17 protein-coding genes are annotated in these 17,557 nt (G+C 71.0%); 3 read left to right on the top strand and 14 right to left on the bottom strand.

Annotation, left to right across the window (positions count from 1 at the left end; genetic code table 11):
• Window positions 1-4 precede the first annotated feature (4 nt).
• Both gmhB and rfaE2 read right to left on the bottom strand, forming a co-directional pair.
• Window positions 5-580, bottom strand: coding sequence for a D-glycero-beta-D-manno-heptose 1,7-bisphosphate 7-phosphatase (gmhB, locus tag AACH10_RS18505; protein ID WP_341411966.1), 576 nt, complete (start codon window positions 578-580; stop codon window positions 5-7).
• Complete coding sequence (gene rfaE2, locus AACH10_RS18500) at window positions 573-1,067, bottom strand: D-glycero-beta-D-manno-heptose 1-phosphate adenylyltransferase (protein ID WP_341411965.1); 495 nt, start codon at window positions 1,065-1,067, stop codon at window positions 573-575. Before rfaE2 ends, gmhB begins: the two co-directional genes overlap by 8 nt.
• A gap of 65 nt (window positions 1,068-1,132) precedes the next feature.
• Between rfaE2 and AACH10_RS18495 the strand changes: the two genes are divergently transcribed.
• Genes AACH10_RS18495 through AACH10_RS18485 form a run of 3 tightly spaced genes read left to right on the top strand, consistent with a single transcriptional unit; the run spans window position 1,133 to window position 3,180 of the window.
• Entirely contained in the window at window positions 1,133-1,702 is a 570-nt protein-coding gene (locus AACH10_RS18495; RefSeq protein WP_341411964.1) for a D-sedoheptulose-7-phosphate isomerase, read from the top strand.
• Entirely contained in the window at window positions 1,699-2,676 is a 978-nt protein-coding gene (locus tag AACH10_RS18490; protein ID WP_341411963.1) for an extracellular catalytic domain type 1 short-chain-length polyhydroxyalkanoate depolymerase, read from the top strand. Before AACH10_RS18495 ends, AACH10_RS18490 begins: the two co-directional genes overlap by 4 nt.
• A 24-nt stretch (window positions 2,677-2,700) precedes the next feature.
• Complete coding sequence (locus AACH10_RS18485; protein ID WP_341411962.1) at window positions 2,701-3,180, top strand: methyltransferase family protein; 480 nt, start codon at window positions 2,701-2,703, stop codon at window positions 3,178-3,180.
• A gap of 49 nt (window positions 3,181-3,229) precedes the next feature.
• On the opposite strand, the gene rfaD is transcribed toward AACH10_RS18485, so the two are convergent.
• From rfaD to rimP, 12 genes are all read right to left on the bottom strand, one after another.
• Window positions 3,230-4,240 carry an ADP-glyceromanno-heptose 6-epimerase gene (gene rfaD, locus AACH10_RS18480; protein WP_341411961.1) on the bottom strand — a complete coding sequence of 337 codons (1,011 nt, stop codon included), beginning with the start codon at window positions 4,238-4,240 and terminating at the stop codon, window positions 3,230-3,232.
• The gene (gene rfaE1 / locus AACH10_RS18475) at window positions 4,237-5,253 is read right to left on the bottom strand and encodes a D-glycero-beta-D-manno-heptose-7-phosphate kinase (protein WP_341411960.1); all 1,017 of its coding nucleotides are present in this window, start codon (window positions 5,251-5,253) and stop codon (window positions 4,237-4,239) included. The genes rfaD and rfaE1 overlap by 4 nt, the downstream gene beginning before the upstream one ends.
• Window positions 5,250-5,642, bottom strand: a complete 393-nt coding sequence (locus AACH10_RS18470; protein ID WP_341411959.1) for a VOC family protein — start codon at window positions 5,640-5,642, stop codon at window positions 5,250-5,252. The genes rfaE1 and AACH10_RS18470 overlap by 4 nt, the downstream gene beginning before the upstream one ends.
• Window positions 5,639-6,736: a glycosyltransferase family 9 protein gene (locus tag AACH10_RS18465; RefSeq protein WP_341411958.1), complete on the bottom strand. Its 1,098-nt coding sequence runs from the start codon at window positions 6,734-6,736 to the stop codon at window positions 5,639-5,641. The genes AACH10_RS18470 and AACH10_RS18465 overlap by 4 nt, the downstream gene beginning before the upstream one ends.
• Before the next feature lie 42 nt (window positions 6,737-6,778).
• The gene (glk, locus tag AACH10_RS18460) at window positions 6,779-7,867 is read right to left on the bottom strand and encodes a glucokinase (protein ID WP_341411957.1); all 1,089 of its coding nucleotides are present in this window, start codon (window positions 7,865-7,867) and stop codon (window positions 6,779-6,781) included.
• 89 nt (window positions 7,868-7,956) lie between these two features.
• Window positions 7,957-8,883 carry a DMT family transporter gene (locus tag AACH10_RS18455; RefSeq protein ID WP_341411956.1) on the bottom strand — a complete coding sequence of 309 codons (927 nt, stop codon included), beginning with the start codon at window positions 8,881-8,883 and terminating at the stop codon, window positions 7,957-7,959.
• Window positions 8,884-8,889: 6 nt separating this feature from the next.
• Window positions 8,890-10,719, bottom strand: a complete 1,830-nt coding sequence (typA, locus tag AACH10_RS18450) for a translational GTPase TypA (protein ID WP_341411955.1) — start codon at window positions 10,717-10,719, stop codon at window positions 8,890-8,892.
• Between the two features lie 57 nt (window positions 10,720-10,776).
• Window positions 10,777-11,766, bottom strand: a complete 990-nt coding sequence (truB, locus tag AACH10_RS18445) for a tRNA pseudouridine(55) synthase TruB (protein ID WP_341411954.1) — start codon at window positions 11,764-11,766, stop codon at window positions 10,777-10,779.
• A 10-nt stretch (window positions 11,767-11,776) separates the two neighbouring features.
• Complete coding sequence (gene rbfA / locus AACH10_RS18440) at window positions 11,777-12,145, bottom strand: 30S ribosome-binding factor RbfA (RefSeq protein WP_341411953.1); 369 nt, start codon at window positions 12,143-12,145, stop codon at window positions 11,777-11,779.
• An 86-nt stretch (window positions 12,146-12,231) separates the two neighbouring features.
• Complete coding sequence (infB, locus tag AACH10_RS18435) at window positions 12,232-15,198, bottom strand: translation initiation factor IF-2 (protein WP_341411952.1); 2,967 nt, start codon at window positions 15,196-15,198, stop codon at window positions 12,232-12,234.
• Between the two features lie 56 nt (window positions 15,199-15,254).
• Window positions 15,255-16,745, bottom strand: a complete 1,491-nt coding sequence (gene nusA / locus AACH10_RS18430; RefSeq protein ID WP_341411951.1) for a transcription termination factor NusA — start codon at window positions 16,743-16,745, stop codon at window positions 15,255-15,257.
• Entirely contained in the window at window positions 16,745-17,422 is a 678-nt protein-coding gene (gene rimP, locus AACH10_RS18425) for a ribosome maturation factor RimP (protein WP_341411950.1), read from the bottom strand. The genes nusA and rimP overlap by 1 nt, the downstream gene beginning before the upstream one ends.
• Window positions 17,423-17,557 lie beyond the last annotated feature (135 nt).

Raw genomic sequence — 17,557 nt, 5'->3', positions numbered from 1 at the left:
TGAATCAGCGCCCGGCGGGCTGGGCCAGCAGGTGGTCGACCCAGTGCGCCAGGCTGTCGTGCACCGCGTCGGCGGCAGCCTCGTCGGCGGGCTTCGGGGCGTGGCCGCTGCGCACCAGCACGCCGTAGCCCACGCCGGCGGCGCGGCCGGCCTGCAGGTCGGAGCCCTTGTCGCCCACGATCACCGAGGCCGGCAAGTCCAGGCCGAGTTCGGCCGCGGCATGCAGGATCATCCCGGGCGCCGGCTTGCGGCAGTCGCAGTCCTGGCGGTAGGCCGCCACCGTGGCATCGGGCAGGTGCGGGCAATGCAGCACCGCGTCCAGCGTGACGCCATGGCGGGCCAGCTCGGCGCGGATGTGGGCGGTGAGTGCCTGGTAGTCGGCCTCGGTGTAGTAGCCGCGGGCGATGCCGCTCTGGTTGGTGACCACCACCAGCGCCCAGCCGGCCGCCTGCAGCCGCGCCAGGGCCTGCGGCGTGCCGGGCACGAAGGCGAAGTCGGCGATGCGGTGCAGGTAGTCGACCTCGGTGTTGATGACGCCGTCGCGGTCGAGGAAGACGGCGCGGCGCAGCGGCTCAGCCACGGCCGGGCTCGCCGGCGCGGATGCGCTGCACCAGCGAGGTGGTGGAGTAGCCGTCGACGAAGGGGATGGCCAGCGACTGCCCGCCCCAGCCGCGCACCAGGCGGGTCTCTTCCAGCGTCTCCATGTCGTAGTCGCCGCCCTTGACGTAGACGTCGGGCCGCACGCGCTCGATCAGCGCGCAGGGCGTGCGCTCGTCAAAGGGCAGCACGAAGTCCACCGCTTCGAGGGCGGCCAGCACCACGGCGCGGTCGGCGGCGGTGTTCAGCGGACGGTCGGGGCCCTTGCCCAGCAGCTTGGCCGAGCTGTCGCTGTTCACCGCCACCAGCAGTGCGGCGCCCAACTCGCGGGCACGCGCCAGGTAGCTGACATGGCCGCGGTGCAGCACATCGAACACGCCGTTGGTGAAGACCAGCGGCCGCGGCCAGGTGTTGTCGAGCAGGTGCTGCTGCGCCGCGCGCAGCTTGGGGTGATCGGCCAGAAGCTCCATGCGCGGCAGTGTAGCCAGCCGGCACAATGCCGCAGACCCTTCCTCCGACCCTGGACACCCCCGCCGTGAGCTCCCTGTTCCTCGCCTTCCTGGACGAACACCGCCGCCTGTTCGCGACGCTCGACACGCTGGCCCCGTCGGTGGGCGCGGCCGCCCTGGTGATGGCCGACAGCCTGCGCCAGGGCGGCAAGCTGATGTTCTGCGGCAATGGCGGCTCGGCGGCCGACAGCCAGCACCTGGCCTCCGAGTTCACCGGCCGCTTCGTCAACGACCGCCGGCCGCTGGCCGCCATCGCGCTGAACACCGACAGCTCGCAGATGAGCTGCATCGGCAACGACTACGGTTTCGACCAGGTGTTCGAGCGCCCGCTGCGCGGCCTGGGCCGCGCGGGTGACGTGCTGGTGGCCATCTCCACCTCGGGCCACAGCCCGAACGTGCTGCGCGCCGTGCAGGCGGCCCGTGAACTGGGCATTCACGTGATCGGCCTGCTGGGCCGCGACGGCGGCGCCATCGGGCCGCTGTGTGACGTGGCCCTGGTGGTGCCCAACCCGGTGACCGCCCGCATCCAGGAGGCGCACATCCTGATCGGCCACAGCCTGTGCGCCGAGGTCGAACGGATGGTGGCCGACGCATGACGTCACTGTGCCTGCGCCGTGCCCTCGCCGGCCTGCTGCTGGCCGCATTCGCCTTGGGCGCCCTCGCCCCCGCCTCGGCCCAGACGCTGCGCGAACGGCTGGGCGCCAGGCGCGGTGGCGAAGGCGAGCCGCTGAGCCTGGTGCACGCCGGCCAGACCCGCCTGTACCGCGTGCATGTGCCGGCCGGCCTCACGCCCGGCCAGCCGGTGCCACTGGTGATCGCGCTGCACGGCGGCGGCGGCAACATGGACGTGCAGGCCAACGACCGCTTCTACGGCTGGATCAGCCAGGCCGAGCGCAGCGGCTTCATCGTGGTGTTTCCCAACGGCTTCAGCCGCCTGCCGGGCGGCCAGCTGGCCACCTGGAATGCCGGCGGCTGCTGCGGCGCGGCACGCGACCAGGGCAGCGACGACGTCGGCTTCATCCGCGCGCTGGTGGCGCAGCTGAAGGGCCGATACGCCATCGACGGCCAGCGCATCTTCGCCACCGGCATGTCCAACGGCGGCATGATGGCCTACCGCCTGGCCTGCGAGATGGCCGACACGGTGCGCGCCGTGGCCGCGGTGGCCGGCACCGACAACACCCGGAAATGCACGCCGTCGCGCCCGGTGGCCGTGCTGCACATCCACGCCCGCGACGACGACCATGTGCCCTTCGACGGCGGCCTGGGGCCGCGCAGCCTCACGCGCGCCGAGCACCCGCATGCCAGCGTGCCCGACACGCTGGCCCGCTGGCGCAGCCGCGACGCCTGCCCCGACACGCCGCCGCGCACCGTGCTGGACACGCCCGGCGCCCGCTGCGAACTGAGCGGCCCGTGCCGCGATGCCAGCGTGGTGCAGGCCTGCATCACCGAGCGCGGCGGCCATTCCTGGCCCGGTGGCACGCAGCCGCGCGGCCATGCCGAGCCCTCCACCGCCCTCGACGCCACGCCCCTGATCTGGAACTTCTTCGCCAGCCTGCCGGCACGGCCTTGAGCCTTGCGCGACACTGGCGCGGCCATGAACCTGCCCGCCTCCCCTTCTGCCCCGGCCCCGCGGCGCCTGCCGCCCTTGTTGCTGACCGCCGGCCTGATGGCCGCCAGCGCGGCGGCTGCCTGGGCCGGCGGGGCGCTGCCGCTGGCCGGCGCGTGGCGCGGGCTGGGCGCGGCCGTGCTGCTGGCCGGTCTGGCGCTGATGCTGTGGGCGGCACTGCACTTCCGCCAGGCCCGCACCACGCTGGACCCGCGCACGCCGGACCGGGCCAGCAGCCTGGTGCGCGGCGGCCCGTTCGGCTTCAGCCGCAACCCCATGTACCTGGGCATGGCGCTGATGCTGGGCGGCTGGTCGGCGGTGCTGGCCACGCCGCTGGGCGTGCTGGCGCTGCTGGCCTTCGTGGCCTGGATCGACAGGCGCCAGATCCCGCCTGAAGAGGCCGCGATGCGGTCGCTGTTCGGCGCCGACTACGTGGCCTACTGCCAGCAGGTGCGGCGCTGGCTTTGAGCGCGCCGGACGGCGGGTGGGTGGCGGGCGCCTGGCGGGTGCACCCGACTCAGGCCACCGGCTGCTTCAGCAGCCAGTCCACATAACGCGCCACGCCGCTGGCCACATCGGCGAAGGCCACGTCGCAGCCGGTGGCGCGCAGCGCGGTCAGGTCGGCCTGGGTGAAGCACTGGTACCTGCCCACCAGGGCCTGCGGAAAGTCGACGTACTCGATCAGCCCGCGCGCCACCAGTTCGGCCAGGCTCAAGGGCGCCTCGCCGGCCGCGGCACGGCAGCCGTTGACCACGCCCACCGCCACGTCGTTGAAGGGCTGGGCGCGGCCCGAGCCCACGTTGACGATGCCACGGGCCTGCGGGTTCATCAGGAACCACAGGTTCACCGCCACCACGTCGTCCACGTAGACGAAGTCGCGCGACTGCTCGCCCGGGCCATACCCGTTGTAGGCGCCGAAGAGCTTGACCTTGCCGTCGGCGCGGAACTGGTTGACATGGTGGAAGGCCACGCTGGCCATGCGGCCCTTGTGCTGCTCGCGCGGGCCGTAGACGTTGAAGTAGCGCAGGCCCACCACCTGGTGCGGTGCCGCGTCGATCATGCGGCGCACCACCTGGTCGGTGAGCAGCTTGCTGTAGCCGTAGACGTTCAGCGGCGCCTCGTTGTCTGGGTGCTCGGTGAAGCGATCGCCGCCGCCATAGGTGGCGGCCGACGAGGCGTAGATCAGGCGCACGCCCTGGCGCTGGCAGGCATCGAGCAGGTCCTTGGTGCAGCGGTAGTTCTGCGCCAGCATGTACTGGCCGTCGTGCTCCATGGTGTCGGAGCAGGCGCCCTGGTGTAGCACGGCATCGACGCGGCCGAAGTCGCCACGGGCGAAGCGGTCGTAGAAGTCGGCGCGGTCGTAGTAGTCCGCGAAACGTGCGGCCTGGGGGCTGCCCAGCAGGTTGCGGTACTTGGGGCCGTCGGTCAGGTCGTCGACGGCGATGATGTCGTCGATGCCGGCCGCGTTCAGGCCGTGCAGCAGGTTGCTGCCGATCATGCCGGCGGCGCCGGTGACGATGACTTTCATGGCGTGGTGCCCTTGTCTTTCGGATCGTTCTCGAACAGTTCGTCGTAGCGCACGGCGGCGGTGCCGAAGCGGCTGACCACGATGCCGCCGGCGCGGTTGGCGATCGGCACCGCCTCGCGCAGCGGCAGGCCGGCGGCCAGCATCGCGGCCAGCGTGGCAATCACCGTGTCGCCGGCGCCGGTGACGTCGAACACCTGGCGCGCCTGGGCCGGCTGGTGCAGATGGCCAGATTGGCCCGGCAGGCCATCCGGGCCGTCGTCGAACAGCGTCATGCCCTCCTCCGAGCGCGTGACCAGCAGGCCGCCCAGGCGCAGCTCGGTGCGCAGCGCATGGGCGCGCCGGTGCAGGTCGGCCTCGTCGGTCCATGGGCCCACAGCCTGCGCCAGCTCGGCCCGGTTGGGCGTGATGACGGTGGCGCCGGCATAGCGGCTGTAGTCGCGGCCCTTGGGGTCCACCAGCACCGGTTTGCCGGCGGCCACGGCCAGGCCGATCATGCGTTCCACATGGGCCAGGCCGCCCTTGCCGTAGTCGCTGAACAGCACGGCGTCGTGCTGCGGCAAGGCGGCCTCGTAGTCCGTGAGCATCTGCGCCAGCAGCTCATGGTCGGGCGCGGTCTCGAAGTCGACGCGGATCAGTTGCTGCGCGCGGCCCACCACGCGCAGCTTCACGGTGGTGCGCAGCGCGGCGTCGCGGCCCAGCAGCGTGGCCACGCCCTGCTCGGCCAGCAGGCGCTGCAGCACACGGGCGGGCTCGTCGTCGCCCACCACGGTCAGCAGCGTGGCCTGTACCCCGAGGGCGCGCACGTTCCAGGCCACGTTGGCGGCGCCACCCAGGCGCTCCTCCTCGCGCTGCACGTGCACCACCGGCACCGGCGCCTCGGGCGAGATGCGGTCGACGTTGCCGAACCAGTAGCGGTCGAGCATGGCATCGCCCACCACCAGCACGCGGGCGGCAGCCAGGCGCTCGGCGCTGGGCCGGGCCAGCGGATTCAATGAAGAGACGGCAGCGGTCATGCGGGCTGGATCAGATCCCAGCGGTTGCCCCAGGGATCCTCGAACACGGCCACGGTGCCATAGGGCTCGTGGCGCGGGGTTTCGGTGAAGCGCGCGCCGTGAGCAGTGAGCCGCTGGGCATCGCGCGCGAAATCGTCGGTGCGCAGGAACAGCCACACCCGGCCCGCGCCCTGGCGGCCGATGGCGGCCTGCTGCTCGGGCGTGGCGGCGCGGGCCAGCAGCAGCGCACTGCCCTGCCCGCCCGGCGGCGCCACCACCACCCAGCGCTTGCCGGGGCCCTGCGGCCGGTCTTCCAGCAGCGTGAAGCCCAGCGCCTGGGTGAAGAAGGTGATGGCCGGGTCGTAGTCGGGCACCAGCAGCGCCACGGTGGCGAGCATCGGCGTGCTCATGCGACAGGCTTTCGACGCGGCAGCGCGCGCCACGCGGCCAGCGCGGCCTCGGGCGTCAGATCCATCAGCTTGGCCGTGGGCGTGGGCGCCTCGGGGCCCAGCGCGGTGACGGTGGACGTGGGCGCGCGCGGCTTCCAGCGGCCCCAGCCGGCGGTGGCATACAGCACCACCAGGGGGCAATCCATCGCGCCGGCCACATGCGCCGGGCCGGTGTCCACCGACACCATGCTGTGGGCGACGGACGCCAGCGCTGCCAGGCGCGACAACGTGGGCTGGTGCCGCGCCAGGTTGACGACCATGCCACCGTGGGCCGGCGCGCCGACGGCGTCGATCACCTCCTGCACCAGTCCGGCCTCGCGCGGCGCGCCGTTGACCAGCACCGCGGCGCCCGGCAGCTCGGCCAGGATGCCGCGGATCACCGTGGCCCAGTGCTCGGCGGGCCAGTGCTTGTCGTGCGTGGTGGTGCCGATGCGCCCGCGCTTGTAGGTCTTCTTGTGGCCGGGCTGGATCAGCACCAGCGGCCGGCCCGTCAGGCTCTGGGCTTGCAGCCAGCGCTGGGCTTCTGCATGCCAGGCTTGCGGCACGGCCAGGCGCGGCCGCGCCGGCACGGTGACGGGCTCGTCGGGCCCCGGCGCCGATGACGCATCCAGCGCGGCGATCTGCAGCCACCAGTCGGCCCAGTGGATGCCGTCGCCGGGCCAGTGCTGCCAGGCCCGCACCAGCTGCGCCTCGGGCACACCGGCCTCGCGGATCACGCGCTCGGCATGTTCGTCGGGGTCGCACAGGTAGATCGGCCCGCGGTGGGCGCGGATGTAGCGCGCTGCGGCCCAGCGGCTGGGCGTCAACCAGTACGGCGAGCGGCGGCTGGTGACCAGGCGCAACTCGCTCACCGCCGGGTCATGGCCCAGCAGCACCGGCGTCCATTCGCCCGACGACAGCAGGTGCACCGGCCGGCCGTAGCGCTGGGCCAGCGCGGCCAGCAGCACGGTGAGCAGCACCACATCACCCACGGCGGCAAAGCGCAGCACCAGCGGGGCATCGGGGTCGGCGGTGTGCGGCGAGGTCCAGTCGGCGAGCGGGCGGGTCGGGGTCATCGAGTCGAGGGTATCAGTTGCGCGGTGGGTGGCCGGGGGGCGTCAGGCGTCCGGCTGGCCCGACGGCAGCGCCGCCGCGCCGCTGCGCCGCAGGCCGCGGGGCCCGCGCCGCGCGGCGCCGGCGGTGGTGAGCGGCGAGCCCGGCGACAGCAGCGACAGCGCACGCGCCGCGCCCAGCAGGCCGGGCATGGGATCGGGCGTCAACGCCCAGGTGGGAATGGCGTGCAGGTAGGCGCGCAGCCGGCCCTTGCCCTCGAAGCGCTCGCGGAACAGCGAGCGGTCGAGCCAGCGGCCCAGGCGCGCGACGATGGGGCCGCTGAGGTACACGCCGCCGCGCGCGCCCAGCGTCAGCGCCAGGTTGCCGGCGGTGCTGCCCAGCAGGCTGGCGAACAGCTGCAAGGCCTGCTCGCACACCGCGTCGGTGCCGGCCAGGCCGGCCTGCAGCACCGCCTCGGGCGCATCCACACGGCAGGGCTCGCCGCGCAGCTGGGCCACGGCCAGGGCCAGGTTCAGCAGGCCCGGCGCCGACAGCGCACGCTCGGCCGACACATGGCCGAAGCGGCGTTGCAGCAGCGCCAGCACCGCGGCCTCGTCGGCGTCCTGGGCGCACAGGCTGGCATGGCCGCCCTCTCCGCCCAGCGGCACGGGCTGGCGTCCGTCCAGCGATGGCAGCAGGCCCGACACACCCAGGCCGGGCCCGGGGCCAATCAGCGCCACGGCAGCCCCCGGCACGCCCACGCCGCCACCCACCGGGCGCGCGGCATCGGCCGGCAGCAGCGGCAAGGCCAGCGCCAGCGCCGAGAAGTCGTTGATGACCAGCAACTCGTCGAGGCCGAGTGCGCGCCGCAGTTCGCGGGTGGAGAAGGCCCAGCCGTGGTTGGTCATGCGCACGCGGTCGCCGGTGACGGCGGTGGCCAGGCCCAGCGCGGCCACCGTGGGCCGCGGGCCGTCCAGCCGGGACAGGCAGGCGCGCAGTGCTTCTTCCAGCGTCGGGTGGGCGTGGCAGCGCAGGCTGTCGAGTGGCTGCAGCGCGGCCGCGGGGGCGGTGGCCAGCGCGAAGTGGGCGCTGCTGCCATCGACCATGCCCACCAGCCGCGGATAGGGCAGCGGGGCGTTGGAACGGCGTGGCATGGGCGGTGCGCGGCGGTGGCGGGCGTTGGGGCGAGGTGCCGGATTCTGCCCGTGCCGGTGGCGCGTTCCGGCGCGCGGTGTGGCCGGGTTCAGGCCGGCGCGGCGCTGCGCTGGCGCAGCGCCAGCGCCTCGTTGACCAGCAGCGCACCGATCACCAGCGCACCGCCCTGCAAGGCGGTGGGCCCCGGGGCTTCGCCCGCTCCCACCCAGGCCAGCAGCACGCCGAAGATGACCTCCAGCAGGCCGATCAGCGACACCTCGGCGGCCGGCAGCACGCGCACCACCTGGATCACCAGCAGGCACGGCACGGCCAGCTGCATCAGGCCGAGCAGGCCCAGCAGCGCCAGGTCATGCCCGTTGGCCTGGAACGGCAGCGCGGCCGGCAGCGTGAGCAGCGAGGACACGATGGCGCCGATCAGCACGGCGGGCAGCATGTCGGGCTCCTGCACCGAGGGGTCCTGCGCATGACGGCGGTGCAGCCACTGGATCAGCGTCCAGTTGCTGGCGCCGGCAAAGGGCACGGCCAGGGCCACCAGCGCGCCGGTCAGCGAGGTGCCGCCCGACAGCGCCTGCTGCCCGAACATCCACGCGATGCCGGCGCCGGCCACCGCGATGGCGCCCCAGGTGCGCGCGGGCAGCGGGTGGCGCAGGAACACGCGCGAGAACAGCGCGGTGATCAGCGGCGCCATGGCCAGCGTGATCAGCACCATGGCCACGCTGGTCAGCATCATGGCCACCATGAAGTTGGTGAACATGAAGGTCCAGCACAGGCCCGACGCGTACAGCGGCCATTTCTCGTGCCAGCCACCGGCCGTCAGGTCGCGCCACAGCACGCTCAGGCCACCACGCTGCCAGGCGATCATCGCGCCCAGGAACAGCACGCAGAACGCGCTGCGCCAGAACGTGACCTCGAAGCTGCGTGCGCCCTCCAGGTGCCGCGTGACCACCCCCGCGATGCTCCACAGGAAGGTCACCAGCACCATCAGCGCGGCCGCACGGCCGTGGCTCAGGCGCATCGTGCGTCAGGCGCTTTCACGCTGAGCACGCTTGCGCTCGTTTTCCGACAGGTGGCGCTTGCGCACGCGGATGCTCTTGGGCGTGATCTCGACCAGTTCGTCGTCGTCGATGAACTCCACGCCGTACTCCAGCGTCAGTTCGATCGGCGGCGTGATCTTGATCGCGTCTTCCTTGCCCGAGACACGGAAGTTGGTCAGCTGCTTGGTGCGGGTGGCGTTGACCACCAGGTCGTTCTCGCGGCTGTGGATGCCGACGATCATGCCCTCATACACCGGGTCGTTGGGCTTGACGAACATGCGGCCGCGATCGTCCAGCTTGCCCAGCGCGTAGGTGAAGATCTCACCGGCGTCCATGCTGATCAGCACGCCGTTCTTGCGGCCGGCGATCTCGCCCTTGTGCGGCTCGTAGCCGTCGAAGATGTTGCTGATCAGGCCCGAGCCGCGGGTCAGGTTCAGGAACTCGTTGCTGAAGCCGATCAGGCCACGCGCCGGGATGCGGTACTCCAGGCGCACGCGTCCACGGCCGTCCGGCTCCATGTTCACCAGCTCGCCCTTGCGCTCGCCCAGCGCCTGCATCACGCCGCCCTGGTGCTGTTCCTCGACGTCGGCGGTGACCAGCTCGATCGGCTCGCACTTCTCGCCGTTGATCTCCTGGAACACCACGCGCGGCTTGCTGACGGCCAGTTCGTAGCCCTCGCGGCGCATGTTCTCCAGCAGGATGGTCAGGTGCAGTTCGCCGCGGCCCGAGACCTCGAAGATGCCGTCCTCGTCGGTCTCCTTCACGCGCAGGGCCACGTTGCTCTGCAGTTCCTTCTGCAGGCGGTCCCAGATCTGGCGGCTGGTGACGAACTTGCCTTCGCGACCGGCCAGCGGGCTGGTGTTGACGCAGAAGTTCATCGTCAGCGTCGGCTCGTCCACCTTCAGCATCGGCAGCGGCGTGGGCTTCTGCGGATCGGTGACGGTCACGCCGATGCCGATCTCCTCGATGCCGTTGATCAGCACGATGTTGCCGGGGCCGGCCTCGTTGGTCTGCACACGGTCCAGGCCCTGGAAGGTCAGCACCTGGTTGACGCGGCCCTTGAACGACTTGCCGTCCGGGCCTTCCATCACCAGCACGTCCATCGCCGGCTTGAGGGTGCCGGCGTTGATGCGGCCCACGCCGATGCGGCCGACGAAGGTGGAGTAGTCGAGTGCCGAGATCTGCAGCTGCAGCGGCGCGGTGGGGTCACCGGCGTGGGGCTGCACATGCTCGAGCACGGTGTCGAACAGGGCCGACATGTCGGGGCCCCACTGCTCGCCCGGTGCGCCCTCGGTCTTGGACGACCAGCCGTTGATGCCCGAGGCGTAGACCACCGGGAAGTCCAGCTGCTCGTCGGTGGCGCCCAGCTTGTCGAACAGGTCGAAGGCGGCGTTGATCACCTTGTCGGGGTTGGCGCCCGGCTTGTCGACCTTGTTCACCACCACGATCGGTCGCAGGCCCAGGGCCAGCGCCTTCTTGGTCACGAAGCGGGTCTGCGGCATCGGGCCTTCCTGGGCGTCGATCAGCAGCAGCACGCCGTCCACCATGCTCAACGCGCGCTCGACCTCACCGCCGAAGTCCGCGTGTCCCGGGGTGTCGACGATGTTGATGTGCGTGCCCTTCCAGCTGACCGCGCAGTTCTTGGCCAGGATGGTGATGCCACGCTCGCGTTCGATGGCATTGCTGTCCATCACGGTGTCGACGACCTTCTCGTGCTCGGCGAAGGTGCCGCTCTGGCGCAGCAGCTGGTCGACCAGGGTGGTCTTGCCATGGTCGACGTGGGCGATGATGGCGATGTTGCGGATCTGTTGGCTCATGGGAAGGCTCTTCGGGGAACTTGGAAATCTCTTGCGGCGCCGTGGGGCGCGCCAGGCTCAGGCGGTGACGGCGGCGATCGGGTCCGGGGGGCGCAGCGGCGCGCCGCGCTGGGCGGCCAGCCCGGCCACCTCGGGCGGGCTGAGCAGGCGGTCGGCGATCAGCTGACCCGCGGTGATGTGGGCGCTGCCCAGCAGTGCGCCGTCGGGCCCGTGTACGCGCACCTGCGCGGCATCGGGCAGCGCCACGCGGCGGCGCATGCCGGCCAGCAGGCGCGCGGCCTCGTCGGCGGCCAGCGTCACCACCGGCCAGTCGGCCAGCAGCACCTCGGGCGGGCGCAGGTGCGACAGGCGCTCGTCCTCGCTCATCGCCTGCAGCTGCTCCAGCGTCAGGGCTTCATCCAGGCGCAGCGGGCCGCTGGCTGTGCGGCGCAGGCCGGCCAGGTGGGCGCCACAAGCCAGCGCGGTGCCGATGTCCTCGGCCAGCGTGCGGATGTAGGTGCCTTTGCTGCAGCGCACGTCGATCACCAGGGTGTGGGCGGCATCGTCCCAGGCCACGATGTCGATGGCGTGAATCGTCACGCGGCGTGGCGTGCGCTCGACCTCGACGCCGGCGCGCGCGTACTCGTACAGCGCCTTGCCGTCCTTCTTCAGCGCCGAATGCATCGGGGGCAACTGGTCGATCTCGCCGACGAAACGCGCGCAGGCGGCTGCCAGCTGGTCGGCATCCACCTGCACCGGGCGCGGATCGAACAGCTCGCCTTCGAGATCGCCGGTGGTGCTGCGCTGGCCCAGCTGCAGCGTGGCGCGGTAGGTCTTGTCGGCATCCAGGCTGACCTGGCTGAACTTGGTGGCCGCGCCGAAGCACAGCGGCAGCAGGCCGGTGGCCAGCGGATCCAGCGTGCCGGTGTGGCCGGCCTTCTCGGCGCGCAGCATGCCCTTGGCCTTCTGCAAGGCGTCGTTGCTCGTCCAGCCGCGCGGCTTGTCGAGCAGCAGCACGCCGTGCAGGGCACGGCGTGGCTGGCGTGGCGGGCGGACCGGCGCGGTCATGGCGATGGGCTCAGTCTTCCTTGGCGCGCGTGCTGTTGGCCTGGCGGATCAGCGCATTCAGTTCGGCCGCGTTCTCGGTGGTCTTGTCGAACTGGAAATGCAGCGTCGGTACGGTGTGGATCTGCAGGCGCTTGAACAGGCCGTTGCGCAGGAAGCCGGCGGCCTCGTTCAGGCCAGCCTGGCACTCGGCGGGATCGCCCACCAGCAGCGAGAAGAACACCTTGGCGTGCGCATAGTCGGGCGTCACCTCCACGGCATTGATCGTCACCATGCCGATGCGCGGGTCCTTCAGCGTGCGGATCAGTTCGGCCAGATCGCGCTGGATCTGGTCGGCCACCCGGAAACTGCGGTTGGGAATGGAGCGTTGCTTGTGGCGCATGGTGGGCTCTCCTGCGGTTGCAGCCCCTCAAGCACAAACCCCGCCTGGGGTCAGGCGGGGTTTGCTGCAGGAGGCTGGAAGCCGGCTTACAGCGTTCTGGCGATTTCCTTGATCTCGAAGAGTTCGAGCTGGTCGCCTTCCTTGATGTCGTTGTAGTTCTTCAGCTTGATACCGCACTCGAAGCCTTCCTTGACCTCGCGCACATCGTCCTTCATGCGCTTCAAGGACTCGAGCTCGCCGGTGTAGATCACCACGTTGTCGCGCAGCAGGCGGAACTTGGCGTCGCGCTTGACCAGGCCCGAGGTGACCATGCAGCCGGCCACCGTGCCGATCTTCGAGGCCACGAACACGGTGCGGATCTCGGCCGTGCCCAGCACTTCTTCCTTCTGCTCCGGCGCCAGCATGCCGGCCATCGCGGCGCGCACCTCATCCACGGCGTCGTAGATGATGTTGTAGTAGCGCACGTCGACGCCATTGCCTTCGGCCAGCTTGCGCGCACCGGCGTCGGCACGCACGTTGAAGCCAATGACCACGGCCTTCGACGCGATGGCCAGGTTGACGTCGCTCTCGCTGATGCCACCCACGGCGGCGTGCACGATCTGCACACGCACCTCGTCGGTGCTGAGCTTGAGCAGCGAGGCGGCCAGCGCTTCCTGCGAGCCCTGCACGTCGGCCTTGATGATCAGCGGCAGGTTCTGGGCCGCGCCCGAACCCTGGCCCATCGAGGCCACGATGTTCTGAAGGTTGGCGGCCTGCTGCTTGGCCAGCTTGACGTCGCGGTACTTGCCCTGGCGGAAGGTGGCGATTTCGCGGGCACGGCGCTCGTCGGCCAGCACCATGAACTCGTCGCCGGCGCCCGGCACCTCGGTCAGGCCCTGGATCTCGACGGGGATCGACGGGCCTGCCTCGTTGGCCGGCTTGCCGTCCTCGTCCAGCATGGCGCGCACGCGGCCGAAGCTTGAGCCGGCCAGCACCACGTCGCCACGCTTGAGCGTGCCGCTGGTCACCAGCACCGTGGCCACCGGGCCGCGGCCCTTGTCCAGGCGGGCTTCGATCACCAGGCCCTTGGCCGAGGCCTCCTTCGGGGCGGTGAGCTCCAGCACTTCGGCCTGCAGCAGCACCTGCTCCAGCAGTTCGTCAACGCCCTGGCCGGTCTTGGACGACACGCCCACGAACGGGCTGTCGCCGCCGAATTCTTCCGGCACCACCTGCTCGGCCACCAACTCGCTCTTCACGCGCTCGGCATTCGCCTCGGGCTTGTCGATCTTGGTCATGGCCACGACGATGGGCACGCCCGCCGCCTTGGCATGGTGGATGGCTTCACGCGTCTGCGGCATCACGCCGTCGTCGGCCGCGCAGACCAGGATGACGATGTCGGTGGCCTTGGCGCCGCGGGCACGCATGGCCGTGAAGGCCTCGTGACCCGGGGTGTCCAGGAAGGTGATCACGCCACGCGGCGTCTCGACGTGGTACGCGCCGATGTGCTGCGTGATGCCGCCGGCTTCGCCCGCGGCCACGCGGGCACGGCGGATGTAGTCCAGCAGCGAGGTCTTGCCGTGGTCGACGTGGCCCATCACGGTGACCACCGGCGGACGCGGCAGCTGCTCGCTCTCGGTGGCGGCGTGCTCTTCCTCGAGGAAGGCTTCCGGGTCGTCCAGCTTGGCGGCCAGCGCCTTGTGGCCCATTTCCTCGACGAGGATCATGGCCGTTTCCTGGTCGAGCTGCTGGTTGATGGTGACCATCTGGCCCAGCTTCATCATGTGCTTGATCAGCTCGGCGGCCTTGACCGACATCTTGTGCGCCAGGTCGGCCACGCTGATGGTCTCGGGCACGTGCACTTCCTGGGCCACGAACTCGGCGGGCGCCTGGAAGTTGCTCTGGCCACCGTCGCGGTCGCCACCGCGGCGGCCACCGCGCGTCGGCGCGCGCCAGTTGCCGGTGCGGCTGGCGCCGGCATCCGGACGGCCCTTGCCGGCCGCGGCGCGCTTCTTGGCGGCGTCATCGGCCCAGCTGGACGAGAGCTTCTCACTCTTGACCGACTTCTTGTCGCCCGGCTTGGCGGCGCCCGGCGCGGCTGCGCCCGGAGCCCCCGGCGCGGCCTTGGGCTTGTGGATGGTGCCCGAGATGCCGGCCTTGTCGGCGCCCGGCGCGGCGGCGGCCGGCTTGGCTTCCTCGGGCTTCTTGGCCGTCAGCACGCCACGGCGGGCGTTCATCATGTTGCGGATGGCGGCGGCCTCGGCCTCGGCGGCCTTGCGGCGCTTTTCCAGGTCGGCCAGGCGCTGCTTCTCGGCGGCTTCGGTGTCGGCGGCCTTCACCACGCGCAGCGCGGGCTTGGGCGGTTCGGCCGGCTTGGCGGCTTCAGCAGCCGGTGCGGCGGCCACCGGGGCGGCGGGCGCAGCCGGTGCGGGGGCCGGCGCAGCGGCCTTGGGAGCGGCTTCGGCCGGGGTGGGCGCTGCAGCCTTCTCGATGGCGGCGGCGGCCGCAGCCTTGGCGGCGGCTTCGGCGGCCTCGGCCGCAGCCTTGGCTTCGGCGGCGGCCTTGGCCTCGGCCTCGGCACGGGCGGCGGCCTCGGCAGCCTCACGCTGCTGACGCTCGCGCTCGGCGCGCTGGCGGGCCTGCTCGGCCAGTTCTTCCTCCTGGCGGCGCAGCACCTCGGCCTGGGCGCGGGCTTCTTCCTCGCGGCGCTGCAGCTCCGCCGACTCGGCGGCGGCAGCGGCCGCAGCCGCCTGGGCCGGCGTCTCGCCCGGCACGTCGTCGCGCTTGACGAAGGTGCGCTTCTTCACCACCTGCACCTGGATCGTGCGGGCCTTGCCGGAGGCATCGGCCTGCTTGATCTCGCTGGTGCTCTTGCGCGTGAGCGTGATCTTGTTGCGCGGGGCACCAGCGGTGCCGTGCGCGGTGCGCAGGTAGTCGAGCAGACGCTCCTTGTCAGACTCGGTGAGCTGATCGTCGGGCGACTTCTTCGCGACACCGGCAGACTGCAGCTGCTCGAGCAGCGTCCCCGCGGGACGGTTGAGCTCGGCTGCGAACTGGGCGACGGTGGTCACGGCCATGGGCGGTTTTCCTTGCGTAACTTCTCGGGCGTTTCGGGCTGGTTTCGGGGCGGCGCTCAGGCCGTGAACCAGTGCTCCCGCGCCTTCATGATCAGGGCCTTGGCTTCGGACTCGTCGAGACCGGTCATCTCGACCAGTTCATCGACGGCCAGATCGGCCAGGTCGTCGCGGCTGTGCACGCCGCCGGTGGCGAGCTTGGCGATCAGCTCGGGGTTCAGGCCCTGGCCCTGGAATTCCAGGTCGCGCAGGTCCTGCGACACCTCCTCGACCGACTCCTCGCGGGCGATTTCCATCGTCAGCAGGGCGTCCTTGGCACGGTTGCGCAGCTCGTGCACCGTGTCCTCGTCGAAGGCCTCGATCTCCAGCATTTCCTGCAGCGGCACGTAGGCCACTTCCTCGAGGCTGCCGAAGCCCTCCTCGATCAGGATGTCGGCGACTTCCTCGTCGACGTCGAGCTTCTCGACGAACAGCTTGCGCACCGACTCGGACTCCTGGGCCTGCTTGGCCTGGCTTTCCTCGGCGGTCATGATGTTGATGCGCCAGCCGGTGAGCTCGGACGCCAGGCGCACGTTCTGGCCGCCACGGCCGATGGCGATGGCGAGGTTCTCCTCGTCGACCACCACGTCCATCGCGTGCTTTTCCTCGTCGACGACGATCGACACCACGTTGGCCGGGGCCAGCGCGCCGATGACGAACTGCGCCGGGTCCTCGCTCCACAGCACGATGTCCACGCGCTCGCCGGCGAGCTCGTTGGTCACGGCATTGACGCGCGAACCGCGCACGCCGACGCAGGTGCCGATCGGGTCGACACGGCGGTCGTGCGAGACCACGGCGATCTTGGCGCGACTGCCCGAGTCGCGGGCGCAGCTCTTGATCTCCAGCAGGCCCTGCTCGATCTCGGGTACTTCCTGGCGGAACAGCTCGATCATGAAGCCGGGCGCCGAGCGCGACAGCATGATCTGCGCCCCGCGGGCGGTGGGATCGACACCGGTGATGAAGGCCCGCACGCGGTCGCCCGAGCGCAGGTTTTCCTTCGGGATCATCTCGTTGCGCTTCAGGCGACCCTCGACGCGGCCCGACTCGACGATGATGTCGCCCTTGTCCAGGCGCTTGACGGTGCCGACGAAGATCTGGTCGCCGCGCGACATGAAGTCGTTGAGCAACTGCTCGCGCTCGGCGTCGCGGATCTTCTGCAGGATCACCTGCTTGGCGGCCATGGCGCCGATGCGGCCGATCGGCACCGAGGGAATCGGCTCCTCGATGTAGTCGCCGACCTCGATCTCGGCGATGCGGTCGACGGCGTCGCTCAGCATCTCCTCGGCGTCGGGGTTCTGCAGGCCGGCCTCATCGGGCACCACCAGCCAGCGACGGAAGGTCTCGTACTCGCCGGATTCGCGGTCCACCGCCACGCGGATGTCCACCTCGCCGCCGTGCAGCTTCTTGGTGGCTTGCGCCAGCGCGGCTTCCACGGCGCCGAACACCACGTCGCGATCCACGTTCTTCTCGCGCGAGATGGCATCGACCAGCATCAACATTTCGCGGTTCATCAGTTCTGACCTCCGTCTTCCTTCTCGGCCTCGGCGGGGTGGGCGGCGTCGTCATCGAGGGCCGGCGCGGCACCGCGACGCCCCTTGAAATCGACCACCGGCACCAGGCGCGCCTCGCGCACTTCATCCAGCGAAAAATCCAGCACCTGCTGCACCGGCGCCACCGAGGCGGCATCGCCCTTGGCGACCTTGGCCGTGCGGGCAGCGGTCTTGGCCGCGGGCTTGCCGCCCTTGCGCAGACGCGCCGGCTTGTCGTTCTCGGCAGGCAGCTCCAGCCGCCAGGCGGTCTCGCCCGCGCCGGCCACCTCGGGTGCGGCCGCAGCCAGCACGCCCCGCCACTTGCGGCGGTTCATGAACGGCTCGCGCAGCGAGATCTCGACCTCGGCCCCGACGAAGCGCTGCCAATCGGCCGGCTTGTTCAGCGGGCGATCGAGACCGGGCGACGAAACCTCGAGGCGGGCATATTCAACGGCCTCGACCTCGAGCAGGTATTGCAACTGGCGGGTGACGAGCTCGCAGTCCTCGACCAGCACATACTCCCCAGGGCCGGTGGGATACACCTGACCGGGCAGGCGATCGATCGTGACGCGCAGCAAGCCGCCCGCCGAACGCTCGACGTCCACGAGGTCGTACCCCATGCCGGTGACCGTGCGCTCCAGCGCTGCCTGCCAACTCATCTGCCTAATGCGATCCCGCGATCCTGCCGCTGCTCTAAAGACATCCCGGACCGCCAGACAGGCCACCCCGGGTGTGGAAACTTGAAATGCGTCGGAGCAAAAAAAATGGGCAGGAAGTATCCGCCCACGTTGCTC

Source organism: Pseudaquabacterium inlustre (assembly GCF_038066595.1).
GTDB lineage: Bacteria > Pseudomonadota > Gammaproteobacteria > Burkholderiales > Burkholderiaceae_C > Pseudaquabacterium > Pseudaquabacterium inlustre.
This window is presented reverse-complemented; position numbering and strand designations above follow the sequence as displayed.